General features: G+C 73.4%; 10 protein-coding genes. 8 read left to right on the forward strand and 2 right to left on the reverse strand.

Annotation, left to right across the window (positions count from 1 at the left end; genetic code table 11):
* The first annotated feature begins 188 nt into the window (after positions 1 to 188).
* The 3 genes from B7C62_28515 to B7C62_28525 all read left to right on the forward strand — a co-directional run bounded on the left by B7C62_28515 (position 189) and on the right by B7C62_28525 (position 3,711).
* Positions 189 to 2,093: a hypothetical protein gene (locus B7C62_28515; GenBank protein ARF75762.1), complete on the forward strand. Its 1,905-nt coding sequence runs from the start codon at positions 189 to 191 to the stop codon at positions 2,091 to 2,093.
* 205 nt (positions 2,094 to 2,298) lie between these two features.
* The gene (locus B7C62_28520) at positions 2,299 to 3,009 is read left to right on the forward strand and encodes a ribonuclease HII (protein ARF75763.1); all 711 of its coding nucleotides are present in this window, start codon (positions 2,299 to 2,301) and stop codon (positions 3,007 to 3,009) included.
* Positions 3,010 to 3,099: 90 nt separating this feature from the next.
* Positions 3,100 to 3,711, forward strand: a complete 612-nt coding sequence (locus B7C62_28525) for a hypothetical protein (GenBank protein ID ARF75764.1) — start codon at positions 3,100 to 3,102, stop codon at positions 3,709 to 3,711.
* A 240-nt stretch (positions 3,712 to 3,951) separates the two neighbouring features.
* On the opposite strand, the gene B7C62_28530 is transcribed toward B7C62_28525, so the two are convergent.
* A complete protein-coding gene (locus B7C62_28530) occupies positions 3,952 to 4,602 on the reverse strand; it encodes a hypothetical protein (protein ARF75765.1) in 651 nt (216 codons plus the stop codon).
* Positions 4,603 to 4,818: 216 nt separating this feature from the next.
* On the reverse strand, positions 4,819 to 6,990 hold the full coding sequence (locus B7C62_28535; GenBank protein ID ARF75766.1) for a recombinase RecQ: 2,172 nt from the start codon (positions 6,988 to 6,990) through the stop codon (positions 4,819 to 4,821).
* Between the two features lie 110 nt (positions 6,991 to 7,100).
* Here B7C62_28535 and B7C62_28540 point away from each other — a divergent pair, with 110 nt between their 5' ends.
* The 5 genes from B7C62_28540 to B7C62_28560 all read left to right on the forward strand — a co-directional run bounded on the left by B7C62_28540 (position 7,101) and on the right by B7C62_28560 (position 14,573).
* The gene (locus B7C62_28540) at positions 7,101 to 8,501 is read left to right on the forward strand and encodes a hypothetical protein (GenBank protein ID ARF75767.1); all 1,401 of its coding nucleotides are present in this window, start codon (positions 7,101 to 7,103) and stop codon (positions 8,499 to 8,501) included.
* 478 nt (positions 8,502 to 8,979) lie between these two features.
* Positions 8,980 to 9,735, forward strand: a complete 756-nt coding sequence (locus B7C62_28545; protein ID ARF75768.1) for a DNA hydrolase — start codon at positions 8,980 to 8,982, stop codon at positions 9,733 to 9,735.
* Between the two features lie 152 nt (positions 9,736 to 9,887).
* Positions 9,888 to 11,624: an ABC transporter ATP-binding protein gene (locus B7C62_28550; GenBank protein ARF75769.1), complete on the forward strand. Its 1,737-nt coding sequence runs from the start codon at positions 9,888 to 9,890 to the stop codon at positions 11,622 to 11,624.
* 106 nt (positions 11,625 to 11,730) lie between these two features.
* Positions 11,731 to 12,672, forward strand: coding sequence for a GntR family transcriptional regulator (locus tag B7C62_28555; GenBank protein ARF75770.1), 942 nt, complete (start codon positions 11,731 to 11,733; stop codon positions 12,670 to 12,672).
* Positions 12,673 to 13,022: 350 nt separating this feature from the next.
* Positions 13,023 to 14,573 (forward strand): RNA polymerase sigma factor, encoded by a 1,551-nt coding sequence (locus B7C62_28560; protein ARF75771.1) that lies wholly within the window; start codon positions 13,023 to 13,025, stop codon positions 14,571 to 14,573.
* Positions 14,574 to 14,734 lie beyond the last annotated feature (161 nt).

Here is a 14,734-nt window from a genome sequence, read left to right on the forward strand (position 1 = left end):
ATGCCGGGACACCGCGCCGCCCGAGGCCGTGCGCGGATACCGGTGGGGGAGGGGGCCCAATGTCCGAACGACCGCCAGAGGTGTCCGAGCCGTCCGAGCCGTCCGACGCGTCGGAGCCGTCCAGCGTGTCCGGGCCCTCCGGGGCGTCGGGTGCGCCGGGCGGCGGCTCGTCGGCTGCTGAACCGCCGGTGACGGAGGCATCGGCTCCGGAACCGCTCGCTCCGAAAGCATCCGCTCCGGAACGACTTGCTCCGAAGGCTCCGGCTCCGGCGCCGACGGCACCGGAGGCAACGGATGCACCTGAGGTACCCGAGGCACCCGAGGCACCCGAGGCACCCGAGGCAACGGAAACACCGGCCAAGGCCCCGACCTCATCCACCTCACCAGCCCCATCGGCCACAGACACAGCGCCCAAGGCCGCCCCCCTGCCACCGGCCCCGCAGCCCGGCCCCCACGCGGCCCAGGGCGTCCAGCCACCGGCCGTACCCGCCTACCTCCACGCCCAGCGGCAGCCGCCCCGGGCAGGAGGGCAGTCGCCCTGGCAGCCCTGGCAGCCCCCGGCCAAACGCCCCGGTACGACGGCCCGGCTCCGTCCGGCCGCACCGTCCCTGATCCGGCCCGCCGTCCTCTGGGCGGTCCTGGCCACCGCCGTGCTCAGCGCGCTCCTGCTGGGCGACGGCCTCGGTGTGAACCTCCTGATCGTCGCGGTGCCTGCCGCGCTGGCCGCCGCCTTCGCGGCGCGGGCCGCAGGCCGCAGGCTGCGCCCCTGGACCGCCGCCTGGGCCGTCGGCGGCCTCGCCCTGCTCGCGGTACCGGCTCTCCTGGACGCGGGCTGGCCGACCTTCCTGGCCGTCGTGTCGGCCTTCGCGCTCGGTTCGCTCGCGCTGCACGGCAGCCGCAGCTGGCCGGGGGTGCTGGCCGGTTCCGTGGGCATCTTCGCCTCGGCCGTACCGGGCATCCGGTGGGGCTGGCGCGGAGTACGTGAACGGGCCGACGGCTCCCGGGGGCGCTGGGGCACCGCCCTGCGCACCACGGCGGTGGCCGTCGGGCTCCTCGTGGTGTTCGGGGCGCTCTTCGCCAGCGCCGACGCGGCCTTCGCCGACCTGCTGGGCCGGCTGACCCCCGATGTGTCGTTCGCCGAGGGGCCGTGGCGCCTCTTCCTCTTCCTCCTCGGGCTCACGGGCGCGCTGGCCGCCGCCCACACCGCCGCCGCCCCCGTCCGCTGGGACGGCCTCACCGTCAAGGCGGGCAAGCCCCGGGGACGTATGGAATGGGCGCTTCCGCTCATCGTCCTCAACCTGCTCTTCGCCGCGTTCATCGCCCTCCAGCTCGTTGTCCTCCTCGGCGGCTACGAGAGGGTGCGGGAGGCGACGGGGCTCGACCACGCCCAGTACGCCCGCCAGGGCTTCTGGCAGCTCCTCTGGGCCACCCTGCTCACCCTCCTCGTGATCGCCCTGGCCCTGCGCTGGGCGCCGCGCGGCGGCAGCAGGGACCGGACGCTGGTGCGCGCCGTGCTGGGCACCCTCTGCGTGCTCACCCTGGTGGTCGTCGCCTCGGCGCTGCGCCGCATGGACCTGTACGTCGAGGAGTACGGGCTGACCCGGCTCCGGATCTCCGTGGCCGCGATGGAACTCTGGCTCGGCGTCGTGTTCGTCCTGATCCTGGCCGCCGGGGTCTTCGGCGCCAGGTTCCTGCCCCGCGCCATCGCGGTCAGCGCCGGGGCCGCCGTACTGGCCTTCGGACTGATCTCGCCCGACGCGGTGGTCGCCGAGCAGAACGTCCAGCGCTTCGAGGCCCGCGGCACGATCGACATCGACTACGTCAAGGGCCTCTCCGCCGACGCCGTACCTGCTCTGGACAGACTGCCGGAACCGCAGCGCTCCTGTGCTCTCCGGGTCCTCCAGTACGAGCTGCGGTCCGCCGACTCGCCCTGGTACGCGACGAGCTGGGGCGAGGCACGGGCCGGGGAGATCCTCCGGAAGCGTCCCGTGACCGCCGACCGCAGCACCTGCTACGGGCTGGGCACGGACGGCGTACGGGAGGGCGGGCGCGGCGGCTCCGAGCAGGACCACGACGACTACGACCCGTACTGATCCCGTACGACCCGTACTGATCCCGTACGACCCGTACTGATCCCGCACCCGCCACGCGTACTGATTCCGGCCCGCCACCCGCCCGCGTTTCGCGCCCGCCGACCCGTACACGCCACTTCCGTTCCGCGTCCGTCGGCCGAATCTCGGTGTGCACGGTGCCCCGGGGTGTTGCTGCCGTTGCTCTCGGCGTACGCTGGCTGGCGCCATGCCGTACGAACCACCCACGCACACCGTCGAGCGCTCGCTCCGGGCCACCACAGGTGCCAGGACCGTTGCCGGTGTCGACGAAGTCGGACGCGGGGCGTGGGCCGGACCCGTCACCGTGTGTGCCGCGGTCACCGGTCTGCGCCGACCGCCCGAAGGACTCACCGATTCCAAGCTGTTGACGCCCCGGCGGCGTGCCGAGCTCGCCCCTGTGCTGGAGAGCTGGGTCACCGCCCACGCCCTGGGTCACGCCTCCCCGGAGGAGATCGACGACCTCGGCATGACCGCGGCACTCCGGCTCGCCGCCGTACGGGCCCTGGAGGGGCTGCCGGTCCGGCCCGACGCGGTGATACTCGACGGCAAGCACGACTATCTGGGCGCCCCCTGGAAGGTCCGTACGGTGATCAAGGGCGACCAGTCCTGCATCGCCGTGGCGGCCGCCTCGGTCATCGCCAAGGTGCACCGGGACCGGATGATGGCCGAACTGGGCGGGGCGTCCGGGGAGTACACGGACTTCGCCTTCGGCGCCAACGCCGGGTATCCCTCGCCCGTGCACCGGGCCGCGCTGGAGGAGCGGGGGCCCACGCCCCATCACCGCCTCTCCTGGTCGTACCTGGACGCGCTGCCCAGGTGGCAGCACCTGAAGAAGGTCCGGTTCTCCGCCGAGGCGGCCGCACTCGAAAGCGGGGGCCAGCTCGGCTTCGAATTCTGATCGCGCGCAGGCGCGCCTCCAGCGACGCCGACCGACCACGTCGGCCCACGACAGACCACCTTTCCTGCCTCTCATCCCGAGGAGCCTCAGATTCACGAGAGTGCCCAGGGTCCCCGCGTCACTCCGGCCGCCGGCCGTACCGCGCCGACCCCCCGTCCCGTACCAGGTCCGCGTTCCGCGGCCACGCCGCGCCCGGGCCGTCCGGTGCCCGGCCCCGCGCGCCCCACGCCTCCGGCGCAGCGCGCACACCCCGCTCCGGCACCCGCGCCCGTAACTCCCAAGGGTGTTCCGGGCCGTCCGGAGAATCGTTCCGAGCCGCAGCTCCAGCTGATCCCGGCCCCGGCCGGGGGAGCCCTCGACGCGGCCGAGGAGGCGGTCGACCTGCTGCTGGAGTCCGGCCGGGCACCGGGCGACATCCTGGTGCTCACCACCGGCGAGCAGCACCCGTGGGCCGCGCACGAGCTGTCGTTCGGCGAGGCCGCGTACTGGGCCCAGCAGGACGCGGGGGACGACGTCTTCTTCGCGGACGCCGCCGCGGTCGACCGGGCGAAGCCCCGGCCCGTGGTGGTCGTGGCGGTCAACGGCGACGCCGACTCCACCGTCGCCCGTGCGCTGCCCGTCGCGCGCGACCGGGCCGCCGGGCTGCTGATCGTCTGCGGTGATCCGGAGACGATCAACTCCGCACTCGGCGCGGGCGTCTGAACCGCCGCACCCGCCGAACCGAGGAGCCCCGGCCCGGACCGCTGAGCCCCGGCCGCCCGTGACGGCGGCCGGGGCTCAGCGCTCGCAGCGCTCTCCGGCCGCCGGACGACCCGGCTCTCCGGCCACCGAGGGGCCGAGCGGCCGAGGGGCTCACGGGGCGACTGAGCAACGGGCCGGCTCACCGGGGCGGCCCCAGCGGCTCACCGTGCGGCCGCGCGGCTCACTGAACGGCCGAGGGGCTCACCGTGCGGCCGAGCGGCGCAGTGCCTCCGCTGCCCCGCCGCCGGTCCGGGTCAGCACGGGCTGGTGTTCGGCGACGGTGTCGGCCAGCGCGGCCGGCTCCGACAGCGAACTGGGCCGCCGCCCGCCCCGTCCCTCGCCGAGCACCTGCCAGCCCCCACTGGTCAGCGTGATGTACGCACCGCACCGGAGCCCGTGCAGGGTGCAGGCGTCCCGCAGGCCCCACATCCACGCGCCGTCCTCCTCGGTCCACCGCTCGTCGCCGTCGCGGCAGTAGAGAAGTACGGCTGTACGCACCGGAGTACGGCGGCGCAGATCGTGCGGGATCACACGCCGCAGCTGGGCCAGCAGCGCGTTGCGGAAGTCCCAGCCGTCCGCCGCCACCGTGTCCCGGCGCGTGAACGAGGCGCTTGCCGTGAGGCGCTCCTCGGGATCGAGGACCGCGACCACGGCGGTGGCGGGCGTCGGCCGGTGCCGTGAGTGCAGCCCGCTGACGACCTCCCGGGGGCTGCGCAGCAGGGGTATGCCCGCCGAGGCCCACTCGGCGGGTTCGAGTATCCGGGCAAGGCGGTTGACGGAGTCCGCGGAACCCGGTGGGGTCGAGAACGCCGATATCGAAGTGGCGGGGGACGGGGCGAATCCGAAGGTCATGGTCCTCCCTTCGCTACGCGCCCACGGTGCGGGCTGGGGCGGGTGAGGGCGCGCCGCGGCACAGCCCTTCCGGGCCCGGCGGGAACTGTGCGGGGAGCAGTCCCAATTCTTCCTGGCGTATCGGCAGGCGGCAACGAGCAATTGGCGCCGCTGACGGGTATCGGCCGGAATGCTACTGATATCCCTGCCCAGGTACGGTCCGGACGACGCCTCCCGTCACCCCTGAACCGCGAGGACCAGCGGACACACCCCCTGAGCTCCGGCCCGCCGCAGCAGCCGCGCGGCGACGGCCAGCGTCCAGCCGGTGTCGGACAGGTCGTCCACGAGCAGGACCGGCCCGTCGGCCGACCTCAGCGCCTCCGCCAGCTCCGGCCCGACGGCCAGGGCCTCGTGCAGGGCCCGCACCCGCTGTGCGCTGTTGGTCTGCGACATCGTCAGATTCTCGGTCCCCGGCGCGTAGTTCACCGTCCCGAGCAGGGGCATCCGGCCGATCTCGGCGATGCGGTGGCCGAGCGACTGGACCAGCTGCGGCCTGCGGCGCGAGGCGACCGTGACCACACCCACCGGCCGGGCAGCGGCGTCCGGCGCGCCGGACGCCCAGCCGCCGGGGCCCCTGGCCCAGTCCGTGAGCACGGTGACCACGGCGTCCGTGACATCGTCCGGAACCGGTGCGTCCGGTGCCTGCGCCGCCAGCATGGGGCGCAGCCGGTTCCCCCAGCCGATGTCGGAGAGGCGGCCCAGCGCCCGGCCGGTGGAGGAGAGTTCACCGGCCGGGATGCGCCCCTTGAGGTCGACGCCCACCGCGGACAGGCCGGTGGGCCACATCTTGCGGGGTGCCACCTCCACTCCCGGGCGGCCCAGCTCGCTGCGGGCGCCGTCCAGGGCCGCGGTGGAGACCTTGTCGTCGAAGCGGGCGCCCGCGCAGTTGTCGCAGCGTCCGCAGGCGGTGGCCTCCTCGTCGTCGAGCCGCAGCCGGAGGAACTCCATCCGGCACCCCGTCGTGGTGGCGTAGTCCCGCATGGCCTGCTGCTCGGCGGACCGCTGCCGGGCGACCCAGGCGTAACGCTCGGAGTCGTAGACCCAGGGCTCCCCGGTGGAGATCCAGCCGCCCTTGACCCGCTTCACCGCGCCGTCGACGTCCAGCACCTTGAGCATGGTCTCCAGCCGGGTCCGCCGCAGATCGACCAGGGGCTCCAGCGCGGGCAGGGAGAGCGGCCGCTCCGCGCGGGCCAGGACATCCAGGGTGCGGCGCACCTGCTCCTCGGGCGGGAAGGCGACCGAGGCGAAGTACTGCCAGATCGCCTCGTCCTCCTTGCCGGGGAGCAGCAGCACCTCGGCGTGCTCGACCCCGCGCCCCGCACGCCCGACCTGCTGGTAGTACGCGATGGGGGAGGAGGGCGAGCCCAGGTGCACGACGAAGCCGAGGTCGGGCTTGTCGAAGCCCATGCCCAGCGCGGAGGTGGCGACCAGGGCCTTGACCCGGTTGGCCAGCAGGTCGTCCTCCGCCTGCTGGCGCTCCGCGTTCTCGGTCCGCCCGGTGTAGGACGCGACGGGATGGCCGTTCTGGCGGAGGTAGGCCGTGACCTCCTCGGCTGCCGCGACCGTCAGCGTGTAGATGATCCCGGAGCCGGGAAGCTCCCCCAGGTGGTCGCCCAGCCAGGCCAGCCGGTGCGCCGCGTTGGGGAGTTGCAGCACGCCGAGGCTCAGGCTCTCCCGGTCCAGCGGACCGCGCAGGACCAGGGCGTCCGTGCCCGCGCCCGTGCCGAGCTGTTCCGCGACGTCCGCCGTCACGCGGGCGTTCGCCGTGGCGGTGGTGGCCAGCACCGGCACTCCGGCGGGGAGATCGGCGAGCATGGTCCGCAGCCGCCGGTAGTCCGGCCGGAAGTCGTGCCCCCAGTCGGAGATGCAGTGCGCCTCGTCGACCACCAGAAGCCCGGTCGCGGCGGCGAGCCTGGGCAGCACCTGGTCCCGGAAGTCGGGATTGTTCAGCCGCTCGGGGGATACCAGCAGGACGTCGACCTCACCGGCCGCCACCTCGTTCTGGACGCTCTCCCACTCCTCCGTGTTGGACGAGTTGATCGTGCGGGCGCTGATCCCCGCCCGCGCCGCCGCCGCGACCTGGTTGCGCATGAGCGCCAGCAGCGGCGAGACGATCACGGTCGGGCCGCTGCCCCGCGCGCGCAGCAGCGAGGTCGCCACGAAGTAGACGGCGGACTTGCCCCAGCCGGTGCGCTGCACGACCAGCGCCCGGCGTCTGTCGGCGACGAGCGCCTCGATCGCCACCCACTGGTCCTCGCGCAGCCGGGCCTCACCCGTGGCGTCCCCGACGAGGCGGGCGAGGACGGAGTCGGCCGAAGCCCTGAGTGCTGCACGATCTGCGTTGGTCATCCCCCCATGCAACCCGATGACGGCCACAAACCGCGAACGGCGGGGCGAGCCTGTGGATAACGTTATCCACAGGGGTCGCGGGATCGGGCGGATCGCGGGACCGTCGAGCCATGAACAAGCACCACGAATCCACCGGCCCGGCCGAAGGTCAGCAGATCACCCTGCGCGGTCCCGCCGAACTCGCCGATGCCCTCCCGTATCTGATGGGTTTCCACCCCGACGACAGCGTCGTCATGGTGGCCCTGCACGGCGGTCGCGGCCGGTTCGGCGGTCGGCTCCGCCTCGGCATTCCGCAGGCGCCCGGCGAATGGGGCCCGGTCGCCGAGCAGTTGGCGGCGAGCCTGATCTCGGGGAGCGAGCGGCGCGAGGGACGGCCCGACGCGATCGTGATCTTCCTCTGCCAGGACTCGCCGGACGGCGCGAGCGCCCGTCTGACCATGGAGCGGCTGCGGCCGTTCGCCCAGAGCCTGCGTACGGCGTGCGGAGCGCTCGATGTGCCCGTGCTCGAAGCGCTCTGCATCTCGGACGGCCGCTACTGGTCCTACTGCTGCCCCGACAGCCGGTGCTGCCCGGCCCAGGGAAATCCCCTGGCCCTGCCCGGTACGACGGTGATGGCGGCGGCCGCCGCCTACGCGGGAATCCAGGTACGGGGGACGCTGCGCGACATGGAGGCGCGGCTCGCTCCCTGGCAGGCGCCGGACGCGGCCTTCGCACAGCTGCAGGCGCTGGGCCGGGCGGAGCCGTCGTTGGTGCCCCGCATTCTCGACGAGCGGACGAAGACCGAAGTGGCCGGGGAGACTCTTGAGCTCGCCCGCACCCTCATGGGCCGCCTCGGGCGCGCCCGGTCCGCTCCGGAGGCCGTCTCCGACTTCGAGGACGACCAGTCGATCGGCGACGACGAGGCCGCCGCCCTGATTCTGGGCCTCCAGGACCGGGAGACCCGTGACAAGGCAGCGGCCTGGATGGAAGGCCCCGGCGCACAGTCCGCGCTGAGGCTGTGGCGCGCGCTCGCCCGCCGCTGTGTCGGACCGTACGGGGAGCACGCCGCCGCCCCGCTGACCCTGGCGGGCTGGGTCTCCTGGTCCACCGGCGACGAGCCCGGCGCCCGGGTCGCCCTGACGATGGCGCTCCGCGCCGACCCGGAGTACACGTTCGCGCAGTTGCTGCACCGGGCGTGCAACGAAGGGCTGGACCCGGAGACGCTGCGCCGTTGCCTGCGCGGTGAAGGGGAGACGGCGGACGCTCGGGTGGAAGCGGACGCCGACGCGGCGGGCACGGGCGCCGGGACCGCCGGTGCGGCCGGGACCGCCGCGGAGGCCACGGCCGCCAGGGGGCCCGCCCTTCACGTCCGCAGGGTCCGGCCGCTGCCCCATCGGGAACGGCGGGGGACCGGCCGCCGGGCGACGGACACCGGACGGAGGCCACCGACACCCGGCACCACCCGGCCGGGGACGGGAGCCACAGCCAGGCGAACGCGCTACGGCCGACGGGACACTGGCTCCCACAGCTGAAGACCGAGCCCCCCAGGCCACAGCTGACACCGGGACCGCCTGCCCACAGCTGACACCGAGACCGCCCGCCCACAGCTGAGACCGAGACCGCTCGGCCACAGTTGAGACCGGGACCGCTCGCCCCAGCAGCGACTGGGCCTTTCCGTGGCGGGCCCGCGCCCCTGCGGGCCGACGGCACCCGCGCGGTGCCGGGCCCACCGCCACTCACGTACGCGCCCACGCCGGGGTGGCCTGTGCAGGGTGGGCCGCCGCCTTCTGCTGCGGGAGGGCGCCGGCACCCGGCGCCCTCCCGCACCCCGCACCCCGCACCCGGCCCCATGGCGCGTGCGGGTCCGTCGGGTGGTGCCCCGGCGTGGGTCGGCTGTCCGGTCGCTGTGGTCTGTTTCGTGTGGTCTGTTCCGGCCGTGGCGGGGATTTCTCTGATCACGGGAGCACCGAAGGGAGTGTTTATCGTCAGGAAGACGACTATGATCACGGCATGCCGCCCTACGACCCGTCGAACTTCCCGCCGTTCGCCGTCACCGTGGACCTGGTCGTGCTCACGGTGCGCCGTCACGCGCTCTGCGCGCTGGTCGTCCGCCGTGGAGAGACCCCGTTCCAGGGCCGGTGGGCGCTGCCCGGCGGTTTCGTCCGGGCCGACGAGGACCTCGGGTCCGCGGCAGCGCGTGAGCTTGTCGAGGAGACGGGGCTGTGCGCCCACGATCCGGCCAGACCGGCGGCGAACGGGGCGCACCTCGAACAGCTGGCCACGTACGGGGACCCCGCCCGCGATCCCCGGATGCGGGTCGTCAGCGTCGCCCACCTCGCCCTCGCGCCGGATCTTCCGGCACCCCGTGCGGGCGGGGACGCCAACAGCGCGCGCTGGGCGCCCGTCGACGACCTGCTGCGCCCCGGCACCGGGCGGGAGGACGAGCAGGCGACGCCGCTCGCCTTCGACCATGCGCGGATTCTCGCCGACGGAGTGGAGCGCGCCCGCTCGAAGATCGAGTACTCCTCGCTGGCCACGGCGTTCTGCCCGCCCGAGTTCACGGTCGGGGAGCTGCGCCGGGTGTACGAGGCGGTGTGGGGCGTGGTCCTGGACCCCCGCAACTTCCACCGCAAGGTCACCGGCACGCCCGGATTCCTGGTGCCGTCCGGCGGGACGACCACACGGCAGGGCGGCCGCCCCGCGCAACTGTTCCGGGCCGGGGCCGCCACCGTGCTCAATCCGCCGATGCTGCGGCCCGAGGTCTGAGCCTTCGTACCCCGGGCGACCCGCTGGGAGGGACCGGCGGAACGCCCGTCGGCCCACTGCTGCACCAAAAGTCGGAAATGTCGCGTTATGTTGCTGCGGTACCCCTCTGCCGCCGAGCGGTCTCACCTTCCGCGAGAGACGCGAGACAAGCGATGCTCCAGGCCATCGGACTCACCAGCACCCCCCGTCGGGACGCCCCGCCCGCCGTGAACGACCTGACCTTCGAGGCCCCGGCCGGCCGGGTCACGGCCCTGCTGGGCGCCCCCGGTTCGGGCAAGACCGCAGCCCTGCGTCTGATGCTCGAACTCGACTCCGGCCGGGGCGTCGCCTACTTCCGGGGCAGACCCCTGCACCGCATCCCCCATCCGGCGCGCGAGGTGGGCGTGCTGCTCGGCGACGTACCCGGGCACCCCTCCCGTACGGCCCGTGGCCAGCTCCGTATGCTCTGCGCCGCCGCCGGAACGCCTGCCGCCCGGGCCGACGAGATGCTCGAAGTCGTGGGCCTCGCCGGGCTCGGGGACCAGCGCCTCGGCACCCTGTCGGTGGGGATGGACCGCCGGCTCGGCCTCGCCTCCGCGCTGCTCGGGGACCCGCACACCCTCGTCCTGGACGAACCCGCCGAGGGCCTCTCACCGCGTGAGAACAGCTGGTTGTACGGGCTGCTGCGCGCCCACGCGGCGCAGGGCGGAACGGTCCTGTACGCCACCGCCGACCCCAAGGAGGCCGCCCGCACCGCCGATCGCGTCGTCACCGTCGACGGCGGACGCCTCGTCGCCGACCAGGACGTCGCCGACTTCGCCCGTACCCGGCTCCGCCCCCGGGTCGCCGTCCGCACCCCGCACGCCGCCCGGCTCGCAGCCGTGGTCAGCGGCGAGGCGCGGGCCGCGCGGCGGTCCGTCGAGGTGGTCCCCGAAGCGGGCGGCCTGCTGACGGTGTACGGCAGCACCTGCGCCGAGGTCGGCGACACCGCGTTCCGGCACGGGGTCCCGGTGCATCAACTCGCCGACGAGATCGGCGACACCGGGCCCGCCGCCCCGCCGGAGGGCGGCAGAGGGGCGCGGCAGCCCTCCGCCGTCGCCCTCTCCGAACTGCCCCCGCCGATCCGGGCCCGCCCCGCACGCGGACCGCTGCGCCCGCTCCGCTACGAGCTGCGGCGCTCCCTCGGCGTCCGGACCACGACCATGATCATGGCCGCCGTGCTGCTGGTCTCCGCCACGCTCTCCGTCCTGCTGGCCCGCACGGGCGGTACGCCCCTGCCGCGTACGCTCGCCGCCTGGCCCGAGCTGCTGCCGCTGCCTCCGGCCGCCCTGGGCGCGGGCATCCTGGGCGCCCTCTCCTTCGGGGACGAGTTCCGCTACCCGGCGCTCGCCGCCGGGCGCGGGACCGTGCCCCGGCGGATCGGTCTGCTGGCGGCCAAGCTGACGGTGACCGCGGGGTTCGCCCTTCTGCTGGCCCTCCTCGCCGTCGTCGGCGGCGCGCAGGGCCTCCGGCTCTTCTACGGGCCGGAGTTGATCACGGTTCCGGCCAATGCCGTCGCCCTGGGGGTGAGTTGGGCGGCGCTCACGGTGGGCTGCGCCTGGGCCGGGCTGCTGGCGGCGGGGGTCTTCCGGGTGACCGGGGCCGGGATTGCCGCCGTACTGGCCGTTCCGGTGGTGGTGGTTCCGCTGGTGCAGAAGGTGTTCGCCGCACCGTCCGCGCGTTCGGTCACCGGGCTCCCCGGCCGGCTGCGCGAACTGGCCTGGTGGCAGCTGCCGCAGGAGGCGGACCGCTGGGTCCTCGCCGTCGCGCGGGTGGTGGCACAGCCCGTGGGCGCCGCGCTGACCCTGTCGTTGTCGGCACTGATCTGTGCGTATCTGTTCACCAGCCTTCGGGGAAGGGTGCGTTGGTGATCACCGTGGCCCGCCGCCGAGGAGAGGAGCCCGTAACTCCCTTGAAAATGCCTGGTTTATACGTATATGGCGTCAATTGCGGAGCGGGCGCCGATCACCCTTTCGTGTGCTTTTCAGCAAAGACCTCAAGGGGCGGGCGAGCCGCGCCGACAAAGGATGCGTGAGTACCCTTGCGCACACCATGATGACCGCCGCCCGCTCCGCCGATTCCGGCCTGGCCGGCCCGGGCGAACTCGATCGCTATCCCTACACCGAGGCGCCGGCCGGAGAGCGCGCCGCGGCCCGGTCCTGGGGCGGCTCCGACGCGGAGCTGGGGCGGGCGAGCCGACGGGGCGCGGCCAGCCGCGGGCGCGGCCTGCACGGCCAACTCGTCCAACAGCTGGGGCAGATGATCGTCTCCGGCGATCTCGGCGCGGACCGCCCCCTCGTGCCCGAGGAGATCGGCCAGCGGTTCGAGGTCTCCCGCACCGTCGTCCGCGAGTCCCTGCGCGTCCTCGAAGCCAAGGGGCTGGTCAGCGCGCGCCCCAACGTGGGCACCCGGGTCCGCCCGGTCAGCGACTGGAACCTGCTGGACCCCGACATCATCGAATGGCGCGCCTTCGGCCCGCAGCGCGACGACCAGCGCCGCGAGCTGGCCGAGCTCCGCTGGACCATCGAGCCGCTCGCCGCCCGCCTCGCCGCCGGGCACGGCCGGGAGGACCTTCAGCAGCGCCTCGGCGACATGGTGGAGATCATGGGGCACGCGATGGGCCAGGGCGACGCGATCACCTTCTCCCGCGCCGACGCGGAGTTCCACGCCCTGCTCATCCAGGCCGCGGGCAACCGGATGCTCGAACACCTCTCCGGCATCGTCTCGGCCGCCCTGCATGTCTCCGGCGGCCCGGTCACCGGCTGCGACCGCCCCGGCGAGACCTCGCTCGCCCACCACGCGCGCATCGTCGACGCCCTCGCCTCGGGCGACTCCACGGGGGCCGAGGCGGCCATGCGCCAACTGCTCGTCGTCCACCCCGACGTGGAGCGTGTGGTTCCCGCGCCGCGTGAGCACTGACCGGACCGCCGCGCGCGGGCACTGACCGGTCCACCGCCGGGGAGCCCAGGCCCTGTGCCGCCGGAGCGATCGGGTCCGGCGGCACAATTGTGGGGAGATGCCCGCCCCGGCACGGTTCGTCGCGAATGAGGTGTGACTCGGGCCACGTGGATTGGGCGTAACACTCCTCGAAGCAGCGCGATGACTTAAGAGGTGACCGCCGCGGAAGGAATACAGCAGCCCCTGGGCGCGCTGTTTCAGTTCTGAGGCCAAACCCGCGCCGTCGGCGACATCCCCAGTCGACGGTCGTCGGTTCCAGCCCTCTCCAGGGCGGGGCCGGAAGCCGTTTCCATCGTTCCGAGAGGTTGTTCGTGTCGGCCAGCACATCCCGTACGCTCCCGCCGGAGATCGCCGAGTCCGAGTCTGTGATGGCGCTCATCGAGCGGGGAAAGGCTGATGGGCAGATCGCCGGCGATGACGTGCGTCGGGCCTTCGAGGCTGACCAGATTCCGCCAACCCAGTGGAAGAACGTTCTGCGCAGCCTCAACCAGATCCTCGAGGAAGAGGGTGTGACGCTGATGGTCAGTGCCGCGGAGTCGCCGAAGCGCGCCCGCAAGAGCGTCGCAGCGAAGAGCCCGGTCAAGCGCACCGCCACCAAGACTGTCGCGGCGAAGACCACCGTGACGAGGACCGTCGCGGCCCCCGCCGCCCCGGCGGCCGAGAGCGCGGGCGCGGCGGCCGACGACGCCGTCGCGGCCGCCCCCGCGAAGAAGGCGGCAGCCAAGAAGACGGCTGCCAAGAAGACCGCCGTGAAGAAGACGGCGGCCAAGAAGACAGCGGCGAAGAAGTCCGGCAAGCAGGACGACGAGCTGCTCGACGGTGACGAGGCCGTCGAGGAGGTCAAGGCCGGCAAGGGCGGCGAGGAAGAGGAGGGCGAGGGCGAGAACAAGGGCTTCGTCCTCTCCGACGACGACGAGGACGACGCACCCGCGCAGCAGGTCGCCGTCGCCGGTGCCACCGCCGACCCGGTCAAGGACTACCTCAAGCAGATCGGCAAGGTCCCCCTCCTCAACGCCGAGCAGGAGGTCGAGCTCGCCAAGCGCATCGAGGCGGGTCTCTTCGCCGAGGACAAGCTGGCCAACGCCGACAAGCTCGCGCCGAAGCTCAAGCGCGAGCTGGAGATCATCGCCGAGGACGGCCGCCGGGCCAAGAACCACCTTCTGGAGGCCAACCTCCGTCTGGTGGTCTCCCTGGCCAAGCGCTACACCGGTCGCGGCATGCTCTTCCTGGACCTGATCCAGGAGGGCAACCTCGGTCTGATCCGCGCGGTCGAGAAGTTCGACTACACCAAGGGCTACAAGTTCTCCACGTACGCCACCTGGTGGATCCGTCAGGCGATCACCCGCGCCATGGCCGACCAGGCCCGCACCATCCGTATCCCGGTGCACATGGTCGAGGTCATCAACAAGCTCGCGCGCGTGCAGCGCCAGATGCTCCAGGACCTGGGCCGTGAGCCCACCCCGGAGGAGCTGGCCAAGGAGCTCGACATGACCCCCGAGAAGGTCATCGAGGTCCAGAAGTACGGTCGCGAGCCGATCTCCCTCCACACCCCGCTCGGTGAGGACGGCGACAGCGAGTTCGGTGACCTGATCGAGGACTCCGAGGCCGTCGTTCCGGCGGACGCGGTCAGCTTCACGCTCCTCCAGGAGCAGCTGCACTCGGTGCTGGACACGCTCTCCGAGCGTGAGGCGGGCGTGGTCTCGATGCGCTTCGGCCTCACCGACGGCCAGCCGAAGACGCTGGACGAGATCGGCAAGGTCTACGGCGTGACGCGTGAGCGCATCCGGCAGATCGAGTCGAAGACCATGTCGAAGCTCCGTCACCCGTCGCGTTCGCAGGTCCTGCGCGACTACCTCGACTAGGAGCACGGGGTCCGGCCAGGAGCGAGAGGCTCGGCCGGGCGTGCGAGGCGTCACCGGTAGAACGGGAGTTCACCGGCCGAGGGCCCGGTTCCCCCAAGGGGAACCGGGCCCTCCGGCGTGTCCGCGGGTGCGCAGGCGGACGGGCTGGATCACGCTGGGTG

Origin of the sequence: Kitasatospora albolonga (assembly GCA_002082585.1) — a bacterium.
GTDB lineage: Bacteria > Actinomycetota > Actinomycetes > Streptomycetales > Streptomycetaceae > Streptomyces > Streptomyces stephensoniae.